Genomic DNA, 12456 nt, shown 5'->3' with positions numbered 1-12456 from the left:
CCTGTCTTCCCGATTGTATTTAATTTGGGCTAAACTTATGGTTTAGTTTTTTATTTTTAAAAAAAGTCAATTGAAGTTTCTTCAATTGACTTTTTTCATAATAGATTTGTTTATTACATGATTGAGTATTCATCTGCTAACATAATCGTTTCTTTTCCATTATTATCTGTAATGTAGATAGTTCGAGGATAGAATGGATTGAATTTATATGTGAAATCGAAGGAGATCAGTGTATCAAGATGAGCTTCAGAAAATCGATAAGTTAGTTTTCCATTATTATTAAGAAGTTCGAATTGGATGAGATTTTCTAGTGGAAATGTATCTTTGAGGAAGTTATCAATAATGTACCAAAATGTATCAATGACTTCATCTGGTAAACTAGTAACTATTCCAAAACTAGCATATCGTCCTTTAGTGTTGGTAAATGCCATATTAACTGCTCCTTTCGTAAATTGTTTTCTTTATGATACTGAAAAATTGCTTAGATTGCAAGAAATTGCTTTTCATTTTTGGAAAACAAAAAGAGCGTGAGCTCTTTTGACAACTTTAGCGATTCTTTAGTTCTATATAGCGTTTGTACCAAATGTTAACATAAGCTTGCGAAAATGGTCCACGCTCTTGGTTGATCCAATCAACAAGAATTTTTACATTTTCCTTTAGAATATAATCTAAGTCATTTGAATAATTCATTTTTTTCTTATGGCGTTCGTATTCTTCTACATCTAGCAGGCGTTTTTCTCCGTCAGCAAAGACTTTTACATCTAGGTCGTAGTCAATGTATTTTAAAGCTTCACTATCGAGATAGTAGGGGCTGGCTAGATTGCAGTAATAAGATGTGCCATTTTCTCGAATCATTGCAATGATATTAAACCAATATTTCCTATGAAAATACACGATTGCTGGTTCACGAGTGACCCAGCGTCGTCCGTCACTCTCAGTAACAAGAGTATGGTCATTTACCCCAATAATCGCATTTTCTGTTGTTTTTAGTACCATGGTGTCGCGCCATGTACGGTGCAAGCTACCATCATGCTTATAACTTTGAATTGTAATAAAGTCGCCTTCTTTTGGAAGTCTCATTTTTTACCAACTTTCTACAATTTTTAAAGTTTATCACTAACTATTGTATCATATTTTCATGAATAATTCTAAGTTTTTCCCTAAAATTTTTAGAAATAGTCTCTCAGAGCGCTAGCGATGTCGGAGAAATCATAGCCTTTGCGAGCTAGAGCTTGGGTCAGACGCTGTTTTAAGTCATAGCCGTCGTACTTTTTTGAGTACTTGCGGTATTGCTTGTCTAACTCTTTATAGAGTAGCTCTTCTTGGTTCTCTTGGTCTTCTTCGATGTCCAAATGTTGATAGGCTTTTTGGGCTTGGCTATATGAAAAACCTTTGTTTATCAAGGATTGAAGAATTTTATCTTGTAGGGCCTTGCTGGGCAGTTTTCCCTGGTATTTTTTGAGAAGCTTTTCGGCAACCTTGTCTGTTAATTCAGTAAAATCAAACTGGCTCAATTCTTCTTCTATGATAGTGCTAGAAATTCCTTTTTGCGTGAGCTTTTGCTTGAGAACAAAAGCGCCTTTGTCACCAGTGAGAAGGTTGGATTGGATAAAAGAATTAGCATACTTTCTATCATTAATCCAATTATCTTTTTTTAGATTGTCCAAGACCTGGCTGATGGTTTTCGGTTGGATGTCGTGCTGCGTTAAGTAGTCTTTAACTTCCTTAGTAGTTCTTTGCTTAAAGGAGAGATGGTAGAGAGCTAGATTTTTTCCGTAAGAAAATTGCGCATAGTCTTGAATTTCTGATAGCTCCTGATCCGTGATTTCCATCCCTCTAGACAGCATGAAATGGACAATAGTGTCTTCTGTGATATAGAGCTTTTCACTGTCGTCCAACTCCAAGAGGTAGAGTCTTTTTTTCTTTTCGATTTTTGTAATTTTCATAGGGGATTTTGGTGAAGTCCGTTCTTTTAGCTAAATGCTTCAAAGGCAGCTATCAAGCGTAGTTTGTCTATATCAACATCCTTCCGGCCATAGTAGTCAAGAAATAACTCTGCGTATTGTGGGTCAGATAAATTATAAGTAAGAGACCAGATGGCCCAATAAAGGTCAATGTGGCGATCGCTAAGACCAGCGAAACCAACGTCGATAAAGCAGGAGAAAGTTGTTGCGTCTTTCAAGATGAAATTAGGCAAGCAGGCGTCACCGTGAATAAAGGAATCCGCAGTCAGTGAGTATCCCTGTTCTTTAATAAGCTGGTAGGCTTCCTCACGGCTTTGGATATGAAATTGAGGTAGCAAGGCTTTTTGATAAAAGCAGCCTTTCCGATAATTTTCCTCTGCTTGCTCTTTATAGTGTTGGAGGCGATGCTGGATTGGGAAATGCTGGGGTTGGAGGCTGTGAAGTTTTTTGAGTGTGACAGCCATCGTTTGGCAAAGTTCTTCTGGCTGTTGGAGAAAGGCGAGGGCGTCCTTGCCCTTGGCTTCTTTAGTCAGCAGGTAGTCTTTATCTGCTGCTAGGTAGTGAATGACAGACACACCGAGCCCTTGTTTTTCAAACCACTTGGCAAGTGTGGCCTCTTGTGCTAACTGGCCTTTTTGATCGATTTTCAAATAATAGCCCGTATCGGCATAGAAAACACTGGCTGCAGAATGTGAGGAGCTGTCGTAAAAAGTGGCTCCCTCTAGATAAGTTCGTATTTTCTCAGGGAAATGATCTACTAGAAGGGATATTTTTTCTGTTTTCATACTTTTATTGTAACATATTCTCAACTAATGTGAGGTAGCGTGGTATAATAGAAGCATGAATGTGAAAGTGAAGCAAAGAATCCCTTTGAAAATTAAGAAAATGGGGATTAATGGGGAAGGAATTGGATTTTATAAGAAAACGCTGGTCTTTGTGCCGGGGGCTTTGAAAGGTGAGGAAGTCTACTGTCAGGTGACTAGAGTTCAGCGTAATTTCATCGAGGCCAAGCTCTTGACCATCAATAAGCGGTCGAAATTTCGGGTGGAAGCGCCTTGTGAGATTTATGATAGCTGCGGGGGCTGTCAAATCATGCACCTCCACTATGACAAGCAGTTGGAGTTTAAGGAAGATTTGCTGCGTCAGGCCTTGAAAAAGTTTGCGCCAGCTGGCTACGAGAACTATGAGATTCGTCCGACCATCGGTATGCAGGAGCCACTCTATTATCGGGCAAAACTTCAGTTTCAGACTCGGAAATATAAGGATGAGGTCAAGGCAGGGCTCTATGCCCAGAATTCCCACTATCTGGTCTCGCTGAAAAACTGTCTGGTTCAGGACAAGGTAACGCAACAGATCATAAATAAGGTTGCTCGGCTTTTAGGTAAGTATAGGCTACCCATCTATGATGAGAGGAAGACTGCTGGAGTACGTACCGTTATGATTCGTAGATCCAGAAAGACGGGTCAGGTGCAGATGATTTTTGTGACAGGACGCAAGCTAGACTTCTCTCTAGTAGTTCAAGACCTAGTGGCTGAATTTCCAGAGTTGGAGACAGTGGCGGTCAATTATCATACGAGCAAGTCCAGTGAGATTTACGGGGATAAGACAGAGATTATCTGGGGCGAGAAAGCTATCCAAGAAGGAGTGCTGGACTATGAGTTCTCCCTGTCGCCTCGAGCTTTCTATCAGCTCAATCCTGAGCAGACAGAGGTGCTCTACGGGGAGGCGGTTATGGCGCTGGATGTAACGGAAGAAGACCATTTGATTGATGCTTATTGCGGAGTGGGGACCATCGGCTTTGCCTTTGCTAAAAGAGTCAAGTCTCTGAGGGGCATGGACATCATCCCTGAGGCTATTGAAGACGCCAAGCGTAATGCGAAACGGATGGGCTTTACCAATACGCTCTACGAGGCTGGAACGGCAGAGGAGATTATTCCTCGCTGGTACGCTGAGGGTTATCGGGCGGATGCCTTGATTGTCGATCCACCACGAACAGGTCTGGACGATAAGCTGCTGGAGACGATTGTTCGCTATGCACCTGAGAAGATGGTCTACGTTTCCTGCAATGTCTCAACTCTGGCTCGGGATTTGGTCAAACTCAGTAAGGTCTACGATGTCCACTACATCCAGTCAGTTGATATGTTTCCGCATACCGCTCGGACCGAGGCAGTGGTGAAATTGTCTAAGAGAGATAGCGCTCGTTTGGGTTCAGAAAGGACTCACAAAAGTTGACAAAATAGCTTTAAAAAAGGACTTATTTTTCTGTGATACGGAGCTCAGTCTTTTTTTGTCAAAATTGCAATGGATTTATAGGAAGATTAGTCCACACCTAATTAATTAGTCACAAAAAGAGAACACTCGTCAAGTGTCCTCCAATGGAAATTAAGCATATTAGAATAAACTAAAGACTAGGACTGCAAGGACGGCACCGATGATTGGTCCGACAACTGGAACCCAAGCATAGCTCCAATCTCCATCTCCTTTTTTAGGAATAGGAAGAAGACTATGCATGATGCGAGGTCCTAAGTCACGAGCTGGATTGAGGGCATAGCCAGTTGTTCCACCAAGCGAGAGACCAATTCCGACAATTAGTGTTCCAACTGCAAAAGTGCCAATGCCTGCTTGCAGCTTATAAAGTCCTAGAGCGAAGATAGTCAGCACAAGGACAAAAGTTCCAAGGATTTCGCTAATCAGGTTAGAGAAGGTATCTTTGATAGCTGGGCCTGTGCTGAATGTACCCAGGACATTAGCCGGATTTTCTTCAGCTAGATAGTGAGGTTTGAACTGTAGGAAGACAAGGAATTGTCCGACCATAGCACCTGCAAACTGAGCGAGGATGTAAGGAAGAACAGATGCCCAAGGCAAATCACCTTTCAGAGCTACTCCGATAGTTAGGGCAGGATTCAGATGGGCTGGTCCAAGGTTGCCGGATACAAAAGCAGCGATGGCAACGGCAATCCCCCATCCCATGGTAATCACAATCCAACCTGAATTGTGGCTCTTAGTTTTGGGAAGAACTACACCTGCAACTACACCATTTCCCAAAAGGAGCAAGAGCAGTGTTCCTAAAAATTCGCCAAATATTTCTTTCATCATCTATGTTACTCCATTTAAAAGGAGGGGTGGTAGACAGTTCTTGGTCTACCGCCTCTTCTCGTATTTTCTATTTTTTTAATTCTTCTAAATCGTTATTTGCAAGGGCAGCTTGAACATCATTTCGATAAGCTGCTTTTTCATCTTCTGTCCAGTCGTAGAATCGTCCCATTTCATCCAGAACAGGCTCTACAATAGCATCTAAGCTATCCCGCATAAAGAGCATATGATTTGTCCGGCGAAGCAGGAAGTCAACAGGGCTGAGTGCTAATTCGTTACGCATAGCATAGTGCAGTGACAAGGTATCTGCCAGGCTGAGACCTGATGCTTGCTCAATGCTGTGAGCGAGGGCATAGACTTTAGGAGCATTTGATCCGTAAAGGTTTGCAAGATAGAAGGCTTCTTTGCTGTCTAAGCCGCGTGAGACACCAAGTTGAGCAAAAGCTTCGATTTCGGAATCCACATTTGCTGGATTGAGCTCTCCGCCTGAAACAGGGTAAGTCTTAGAGTTGATGAGCTTGAAGCTACGGTCGAATTCTGCTTTGAGGATGTCAACGACACGCTCCATAGCACCTTCCGCCATCTTACGATAGTCTGTGATTTTACCGCCAGCAAGGGTCAAGAGACCATTGTTATCACGTTCTAAGCTGGAACCGCGGGACACGGCAGATGGATCCAAGTGTTTTTCAGACGTGCTGCTTTCGAGTTTGGTAACAGCCGCCTCGACATCCTCACGGGATTTTTCTTTAGCCAAATAGCTTTCAACGGTCGCAATCAGTGCATTGAAGCTTTCGTCACTAATGGTACCGTTGTTTCCGCCGTTGTAGTCAGACGCGCTGTTTCCTGCGATCAGAGGACGCAGACCTGCCCAGCTACTTTCGATGTCGTCAATTGAGATCTTTGCTTCTGGGAAGCGATTATTGACAATGCCCAAGAGGTAATCCACATCTTCCTGAGTCACTTTTGGATGCTCTAGGTCGCCAGTGTAGTCAGTGTCTGTCGTACCAAAGTAGGTTTTATTTTCACGTGGAAGGACAAAGACCATCCGGCCGTCTCCCAAGCCTGTGTCAAAGTAGACTGGCTGAGAAACTTTGATTTTGCTAGAGTCAACTACCAAGTGAACTCCCTTGGTTGGACGCATTTGAGAATATTGCTCACCATCATTTGACAGATTGCGAACCTTGTCGCTCCAAGGTCCAGTTGTGTTGATAACCAAACGAGCCTTGATTTCAAAGACTTCATCTGTCAAGAGGTCACGCGCAACAACTCCTGTAATCTTTCCAGCTTCATCAAAGAGGAAGCCTTCTGCCTTGACATGGTTGGCAATCAGGGCGCCGTCTTGGTTGGCTCGTTTGATATTTTCAATCACGAGGCGAGCGTCGTTGTTGCGGAAGTCAAGATAGACACCACCACCGACTAAGCCTTCCTTCTTAAGTTCAGGTTCCCGTTCTAAGACTTCTTCCTTGCTCAAGACCTTGTTGGCAGCAGGAGTGTTGTTGACACCGGCCAAGAGGTCGTAGAGGTCCATAGCCACTTTGAGACGGAAGAGGCTGAAGGTAGCGCCCTCTTCTTCATAAACAGGAAGCAACATAGGATCTGGTTTTGGAATATGAGGGGCAATTTGCTGGACCACAGCACGCTCAGAAACTGTATCTGAGACCACCTCTACGTCGAATTGCTTAAGGTAACGAAGGCCACCGTGGACCAGTTTGGTAGAACGGCTAGAAGTCCCTTCAGCAAAGTCCTGCATTTCAATCAGACCGGTCTCCAGTCCACTAGCTGCCGCTTGCAAGGCTACCCCAGCACCTGTAATCCCCCCACCAATAATCAAAAGGTCCAGGGTGCGTTCCTGCATTTTTTTAATTGATAATTCACGTGTTTTCTTTGAAAATTCCATATTTACACACTTTCTAACTAAGTCGCTTTATTCTTTCAGTATTAGTCATCGATTTCCGCAAAGACTTGCGTTGCTTTCACAGCCTTCTTCCAGCCCTTGTAGAGTTGTTCCTTGCGGGATTCATTCATAGATGGTTCAAAGAGTTCTCCAGTTTCATTGAGAGTGCGGAGTTCGTCCAAGTCTTTCCAGTAGCCTACGGACAGTCCTGCCAAGAAGGCTGCACCGAGAGCAGTTGTTTCTAAGTTTTTAGCACGGGCAATATCGATTCCCAAAATGTCAGCCTGGAACTGCATGAGGAAGTTGTTCATAGCAGCACCTCCGTCGACTTTGAGGCCTTGAATAGCAGTCTTGGCGTCCACCTGCATGGTATCGATAATGTCGCGTACTTGGTAAGCGATGGACTGCAGAGTAGCCTTGATAAAGTCTTCCTTGCTGGTTCCGCGGGTCAAGCCAAAGACAGATCCACGTGCATTTTGATCCCAGTAGGGAGCGCCCAGACCTGTAAAGGCAGGTACGACATAGACTTCGTCATTGTTGTGAGAGTCGAGGGCATATTTTTCAGATTCTGGTGAATTCTCAACCATGCGAAGTCCATCACGAAGCCACTGAATAGCACTTCCGGCAATGAAGATAGAACCTTCTAAAGCATAGTAAACTTTTCCATTGATACCGTAGCCAATAGTTGTTAAGAGATTATTTTCAGACAGCTGCATCTCTTCACCAGTGTTCATGATGACGAAGGAACCAGTTCCGTAAGTATTCTTGACCATACCAGGCTCAAAAGCTAATTGCCCAAAGAGGGCTGCCTGTTGGTCCCCAGCCATACCTGAGATTGGAACTTCTCCTCCGTAGAAATGGAATGGAGCAGTCTTACCATAGATTTCTGAGTTAGAACGAACTTCTGGAAGCATAGCCTTTGGAATGTTGAGGATTTCCAAAATCTCATCATCCCATTTGAGATCCTTGATGTTATAGAGCATGGTACGGGCTGCATTTGAGTAGTCGGTCACATGAGCCGCGCCGTCAGTCAATTTCCAAACCAGCCAGGTATCGATGGTACCAAAGAGCAATTCGCCCTTTTCAGCTCTTTCTTGTGCTCCCTCTACATGGTCCAAAATCCAGCGAACCTTGGTAGCAGAGAAGTAAGCGTCAATAATCAAACCAGTCTTTTCGTGGAATTTTTCCACATAGCCTTGGCTTTTCAGTTGTTCAGCCAGAGGAGCAGTCTGACGAGATTGCCAAACGATAGCATTATAGATAGGAAGACCAGTATTCTTATCCCAGACGACAGTTGTTTCACGCTGGTTGGTGATTCCGATGGCTTCGATTTGGTTGGGTTTTACACCGCTTTCGATGAAGGCACCGGCGATAACGGATTGAACAGAGTTCCAAATTTCGTTGGCATTATGCTCAACCCATCCAGCTTGAGGGAAAATCTGAGTAAATTCTTTTTGACTGGAGCTAACTTTTTCTCCTTTTTTGTTAAAGATGATGGCGCGGGAACTAGTAGTTCCTTGGTCGATGGCCATGATGTATTTTTCTTGTGACATGAACTGTCCTCCTGGTAAAAATCTTGAGGATGTTTCCTCTACAGTAACTAGTATATAAAATAAAACGCTTTCTTTTTCATCAACTTTTTTTAAATTTTTAAAAAATCTGAGGAGATTGTGCGAAAATCACAAAGAAACCTGGATTTCTCCAAGTTTCTCAATGAAATATCATGTGACGGATTTGAGCCAAATCTTCCAAATCCAAGTCATTTTTTAAATAATAGATGGGAGCCTGCTGGGCCTGATGAATAGGATTGTTGGTGATGATGAGGTCATAATTTCTAGTAAGGTCGTAGGATTCAATAGTAATAAAGCGATTGTACTCTAAGTACCGCCTTAAAATGGCTGTCATTCTAGAAACAACGATAAAGCTATCTATCAAGTCCATGCCTATCTTGATGACTTGACCGTCGTTTTCAGCAATGTACTCCATCAGCTGGAGCCATTCCCACAACACCTTTTTATCCAGAGATGTTCCCTGCTGGAAAATAGGCAGTTTGCTAAAAATAGTGTCTGCTACTTGGCGATAATCGTCTTCGCTCCATAAGTAAGGATGGCGTAATTTCAGATCATGCTTGTATTTATCCTGCAAGAGATAGCCTCGGAAAAGAAAGACGCGGGCGCAGAGCTGACTTAGTTCGTAGGTCACTTGGTCTTCAATGTAGTCACCTAGCAAGTCCTGAGACTTCATCTCTTGAATCAGTTGCGTAATCAAACTGGCAATTTCACCGCCAAAGCCCAGTATATACTCCATGGTGTGCAGGGGCAGAATCCGATGGGAAAGCAGAAATGAAAAGAAAATCATCATTTCGCCATCTTCGAGACTCAGGGTGATGTGCTGACCGGCAAAGAAATCATTTGTCCGGCGATGCAAACGCTGATAGAAGATATTTTCAAAATAGCCCTGCATTTTCTGTTCAATGTTTTGGAATTGATAGGCATTGACTCTTAGGCGCTGTTGGGTAATATGCGCCCAAAGGGCTAAGTCCAATCGCTGCCCTTGAGAGAGCTGGGCTCCACAGAGCTCTTCTAAGATGGCAACTTCCTGCCTTCTTTCTGGTTTTTGAAGTTCTTTTTCCCAATCTTGGCTGGACCAGACCTTGCGAAAGAGGCAGAAATAAAAATAGCGGATCTGGTGCTCCGGCCCTTTCAAGCGGCCATTTTGGATAGAAATATCAAACTCTGATAAAATCTGATTTAGCCCAGATATATGGCGGCCGAGTGTTGCTTCACTGATCATGAGCTCCTGGGCTAACTGATGGGCTAAAAACTGCTGATGGTAGAGCAAATAGTTCAAGATCTGAAATTTAATAGCATTGCCCAAGAAAAGTCTGCGAATGTCCCGACCTTTGGTATCAGGTCCGACGGATAGACTGAGTGTTTCGTCCAGAAGCTGGATGGATAAGGCTGCATGATGGTCTATAGCCTTGTCGTTAATTAAGCTAATGTACTTGGTCAAGGTTGCTTTCGAGAAGCCTGTTTCAGACATGACATCCTTCAAACTGGATGTAGAATGTTGCTGTAAATAAGATAGGACAATAAACTGTCCCGCTTCACTCTTTTCCATTAAGTCTGCTAGATACATACGAAAACCCTTTCAATTCACTAGTCTTAGCTTAACACAAAATAGGAAAAAGAAGAAACAATGTGCTTCAATTTTTCTTATCGTTGCCTGGGTCAATAATGGAAGGCAGAAGTCTGTCATTATGTCTATCTTAATTCGCTATTCCATTTCTTTTGAACAAGTATAAGAGGAGCAGACAATCCTGCTTTTTTTGCTTTGAGTCTGATAGCTTTTTTATGGTATAATTGTAGAAAAATGACGATGAAGGAGCAGCTATGGATAATGTGATTGATTTGTCTATCCCGGTGGCAGAAGTGATTGAGAAACATCCCGAGGTTTTGGATGTCTTGGTAGAATTAGGCTTTACGCCTCTGGCCAATCCTGTCATGCGTAATACAGTCGGGCGCGTGGTTTCTATCAAAAAAGGCGCTGGTATGAACGGAATTGACCTGAATAAAATCAAGCAAACTCTGGAATTAAACGGCTATGAAGTGGTGGGGATTTAGGAATGGCTACTGAACGCATTGAAGTCCTCAAGTCTATCTTGTTGGATCTACATAACGGAGCTTCGGCGGAGTCTGTTCAGGAGCTTTTCAATGAGCATTTTGCGGGTGTGTCCGCTATCGAAATCAGCCTGATGGAGCATGAGCTTATGAACTCGGATACGGGAGTGACCTTCGAAGATGTCATGTCCCTCTGCAATGTCCATGCCAACCTCTTTAAAGGTGCCATTCAGAATGTAGAGGTGGCTGATACCGACCATCCAGGCCATCCTGTTCAGATCTTCAAGCAAGAAAATCTAGCGCTTCGAGCTGCCCTCATGCGGGTTCGCAGGCTCCTATCTACCTATGAAACCACAGAAGATGAAGACCTTCTTCCTGAAATCCGCAAGGGACTCCAGCGCCAGCTGGGTTTGGTGGGGCAGTTTGATATCCACTATCAGCGCAAGGAAGAGCTTATGTTTCCTATCATGGAGAGCTACGGCCACGATTCGCCACCTAAGGTCATGTGGGGGGTAGATGATCAGATTCGAGAACTTTTTCAAGAGGCTAAGATTGCTGCAGAGCAGCTGCCTAATACTTCGATTCAAGAAGTCAAGGAAAAGTTTGAGACTTTTGCTGCTGAGTTTGAAGCTATGATTTTCAAGGAAGAGTCCATCCTTCTCATGATACTCCTTGAGTCCTTTCATCAGGATGACTGGCTCAAGATTGCTGAGGAGAGCGATGCTTATGGCTATGCTATCATCAAGCCAACAGAAAAATGGATTCCTGCGCGGCACTCATTCTCGGAGGAGGAAGCTGGGGATGCTGCTGATGAAGGAAGCGAAGCGCCAGCCAGCAGAGAACAGGCTAGTGAGGGCAAGTTTCAGCAGGTTATTGATACGCCGGACGGTCAGGTCACCATTTCCTTTAAGCCCAAGGAAAAGAAGGAGCAATCCTTTAATCGTGACTCCCAGCAGCCTTTTGGTCATGGCTATCTGTCGGTGGAGGAGGCCAATCTGATTTTGGACCATCTGCCTATGGAGATTACCTTTGTCAATAAGGACGATATTTTTCAGTATTATAATGACAGCGTACCGGCGGACGAGATGATTTTCAAGCGGACGCCTTCCCAGATAGGGCGCAATGTCGAGCTCTGTCACCCACCCAAGTTTTTGGACAAGGTGCGGCGGATTTTCAAGGCTCTGCGTGAGGGAGAGCAGGACAAGTTTGAGATGTGGTTCAAGTCGGAATCGCGTGGCAAGTTTGTCCATGTGACCTATGCAGCAGTGCGGGATGAGGCCGGTGAATTTCAGGGGGTGCTGGAGTATGTGCAGGATATTCAGCCCTTCCGTGATATTGACAGTGATTTTTACCGAGATTTGGACTAGGTATTTGCAGTTAGAAAGTGAGAGAAATGAGTTACGAACAGGAATTTTTACAGGAGTTTGAAGCTTGGGTCAAGACCCAGGTCATGATTAACGAGATGGCTCTCAAGGAGAGTCAGGCGGTCTACGAGGCGGACCAGGATGAGCGTGCTAAGGAAGCAGCCATTCGCTATGAAAGTCGTCTAGATGCCTACAAGTTCCTTTTAGGGAAATTCGCCAACTATCAGGCGGGCAAAGGATTTCATGATCTGCCAGACGGACTTTTGGGTGAGAGAAATTATTGATTTTTCGCTGGAAAGGTGATAGAATAGGTTCATCAGAGGTGTTTTGAGTCAAGCATTTTACAGAAAGTGGCGGTGCTGAGAAGTCCACAAATGTGTCAAAACTGGTTGCTGATGGATGAAAAATGAAATAATATTGTCTTTTCATTATAAAGACGAGAGTTGCGGGCTTTGCCCGAAATTGGGTGGTACCGCGGATTAGCATATTCGTCCCTGTCATGTAGATGGCAGGGGCGATTT

The 12456-nt window shown here is 43.9% G+C and carries 12 protein-coding genes; 4 read left to right on the top strand and 8 right to left on the bottom strand.

Translation table 11 applies throughout. From position 1 onward, the window contains the following. Nucleotides 1-113: 113 nt before the first annotated feature. The 4 genes from AWH02_RS02710 to AWH02_RS02695 all read right to left on the bottom strand — a co-directional run bounded on the left by AWH02_RS02710 (nucleotide 114) and on the right by AWH02_RS02695 (nucleotide 2749). Nucleotides 114-431 (bottom strand): DUF960 domain-containing protein, encoded by a 318-nt coding sequence (locus AWH02_RS02710; RefSeq protein WP_008809152.1) that lies wholly within the window; start codon nucleotides 429-431, stop codon nucleotides 114-116. A gap of 115 nt (nucleotides 432-546) precedes the next feature. Beyond that, nucleotides 547-1080, bottom strand: coding sequence for a nucleoside tri-diphosphate phosphatase (gene ntdP, locus AWH02_RS02705; RefSeq protein ID WP_012000105.1), 534 nt, complete (start codon nucleotides 1078-1080; stop codon nucleotides 547-549). 89 nt (nucleotides 1081-1169) lie between these two features. After that, complete coding sequence (recX, locus tag AWH02_RS02700; protein WP_060554087.1) at nucleotides 1170-1946, bottom strand: recombination regulator RecX; 777 nt, start codon at nucleotides 1944-1946, stop codon at nucleotides 1170-1172. 26 nt (nucleotides 1947-1972) lie between these two features. Continuing rightward, nucleotides 1973-2749 (bottom strand): aminoglycoside 3'-phosphotransferase, encoded by a 777-nt coding sequence (locus AWH02_RS02695; protein ID WP_060554086.1) that lies wholly within the window; start codon nucleotides 2747-2749, stop codon nucleotides 1973-1975. A gap of 55 nt (nucleotides 2750-2804) precedes the next feature. Here AWH02_RS02695 and rlmD point away from each other — a divergent pair, with 55 nt between their 5' ends. After that, nucleotides 2805-4196, top strand: coding sequence for a 23S rRNA (uracil(1939)-C(5))-methyltransferase RlmD (rlmD, locus tag AWH02_RS02690; protein WP_060554085.1), 1392 nt, complete (start codon nucleotides 2805-2807; stop codon nucleotides 4194-4196). A gap of 159 nt (nucleotides 4197-4355) precedes the next feature. On the opposite strand, the gene AWH02_RS02685 is transcribed toward rlmD, so the two are convergent. The 4 genes from AWH02_RS02685 to AWH02_RS02670 form a co-directional block, all read right to left on the bottom strand. Further along, nucleotides 4356-5060: an MIP/aquaporin family protein gene (locus AWH02_RS02685; protein ID WP_060554084.1), complete on the bottom strand. Its 705-nt coding sequence runs from the start codon at nucleotides 5058-5060 to the stop codon at nucleotides 4356-4358. A 67-nt stretch (nucleotides 5061-5127) separates the two neighbouring features. Continuing rightward, nucleotides 5128-6954, bottom strand: coding sequence for a type 1 glycerol-3-phosphate oxidase (gene glpO, locus AWH02_RS02680; protein ID WP_060554083.1), 1827 nt, complete (start codon nucleotides 6952-6954; stop codon nucleotides 5128-5130). Between the two features lie 41 nt (nucleotides 6955-6995). Further along, entirely contained in the window at nucleotides 6996-8504 is a 1509-nt protein-coding gene (glpK, locus tag AWH02_RS02675) for a glycerol kinase GlpK (protein ID WP_060554082.1), read from the bottom strand. A 157-nt stretch (nucleotides 8505-8661) separates the two neighbouring features. Continuing rightward, a complete protein-coding gene (locus tag AWH02_RS02670; protein ID WP_060554081.1) occupies nucleotides 8662-10089 on the bottom strand; it encodes a helix-turn-helix domain-containing protein in 1428 nt (475 codons plus the stop codon). Between the two features lie 254 nt (nucleotides 10090-10343). On the opposite strand from AWH02_RS02670, the gene AWH02_RS02665 reads away from it, so the two are divergent. From AWH02_RS02665 to AWH02_RS02655, 3 genes are read left to right on the top strand one after another with little or no spacing between them, the layout of a single operon-like run. Then, nucleotides 10344-10574, top strand: a complete 231-nt coding sequence (locus tag AWH02_RS02665) for a DUF1858 domain-containing protein (RefSeq protein ID WP_045501785.1) — start codon at nucleotides 10344-10346, stop codon at nucleotides 10572-10574. 2 nt (nucleotides 10575-10576) lie between these two features. Next, nucleotides 10577-11938, top strand: a complete 1362-nt coding sequence (locus AWH02_RS02660; RefSeq protein WP_060554080.1) for a DUF438 domain-containing protein — start codon at nucleotides 10577-10579, stop codon at nucleotides 11936-11938. Nucleotides 11939-11964: 26 nt separating this feature from the next. Then, the gene (locus AWH02_RS02655; RefSeq protein ID WP_045501790.1) at nucleotides 11965-12219 is read left to right on the top strand and encodes a DUF1912 family protein; all 255 of its coding nucleotides are present in this window, start codon (nucleotides 11965-11967) and stop codon (nucleotides 12217-12219) included. Nucleotides 12220-12456 lie beyond the last annotated feature (237 nt).

Source organism: Streptococcus gordonii (assembly GCF_001553855.1).
GTDB lineage: Bacteria > Bacillota > Bacilli > Lactobacillales > Streptococcaceae > Streptococcus > Streptococcus gordonii.
The sequence above is the reverse complement of the archived record's forward strand: the minus strand, read 5'-3'. Positions and strand labels throughout refer to the sequence as shown.

What these genes read in the sequence shown, in the direction of transcription:
- AWH02_RS02710 (WP_008809152.1), bottom strand. Translation starts at nt 431, where the DNA reads ATGGCATTTACCAACACTAAAGGACGATATGCTAGTTTTGGAATAGTT.
- ntdP (WP_012000105.1), bottom strand. Translation starts at nt 1,080, where the DNA reads ATGAGACTTCCAAAAGAAGGCGACTTTATTACAATTCAAAGTTATAAG.
- recX (WP_060554087.1), bottom strand. Translation starts at nt 1,946, where the DNA reads ATGAAAATTACAAAAATCGAAAAGAAAAAAAGACTCTACCTCTTGGAG.
- AWH02_RS02695 (WP_060554086.1), bottom strand. Translation starts at nt 2,749, where the DNA reads ATGAAAACAGAAAAAATATCCCTTCTAGTAGATCATTTCCCTGAGAAA.
- rlmD (WP_060554085.1), top strand. Translation starts at nt 2,805, where the DNA reads ATGAATGTGAAAGTGAAGCAAAGAATCCCTTTGAAAATTAAGAAAATG.
- AWH02_RS02685 (WP_060554084.1), bottom strand. Translation starts at nt 5,060, where the DNA reads ATGATGAAAGAAATATTTGGCGAATTTTTAGGAACACTGCTCTTGCTC.
- glpO (WP_060554083.1), bottom strand. Translation starts at nt 6,954, where the DNA reads ATGGAATTTTCAAAGAAAACACGTGAATTATCAATTAAAAAAATGCAG.
- glpK (WP_060554082.1), bottom strand. Translation starts at nt 8,504, where the DNA reads ATGTCACAAGAAAAATACATCATGGCCATCGACCAAGGAACTACTAGT.
- AWH02_RS02670 (WP_060554081.1), bottom strand. Translation starts at nt 10,089, where the DNA reads ATGTATCTAGCAGACTTAATGGAAAAGAGTGAAGCGGGACAGTTTATT.
- AWH02_RS02665 (WP_045501785.1), top strand. Translation starts at nt 10,344, where the DNA reads ATGGATAATGTGATTGATTTGTCTATCCCGGTGGCAGAAGTGATTGAG.
- AWH02_RS02660 (WP_060554080.1), top strand. Translation starts at nt 10,577, where the DNA reads ATGGCTACTGAACGCATTGAAGTCCTCAAGTCTATCTTGTTGGATCTA.
- AWH02_RS02655 (WP_045501790.1), top strand. Translation starts at nt 11,965, where the DNA reads ATGAGTTACGAACAGGAATTTTTACAGGAGTTTGAAGCTTGGGTCAAG.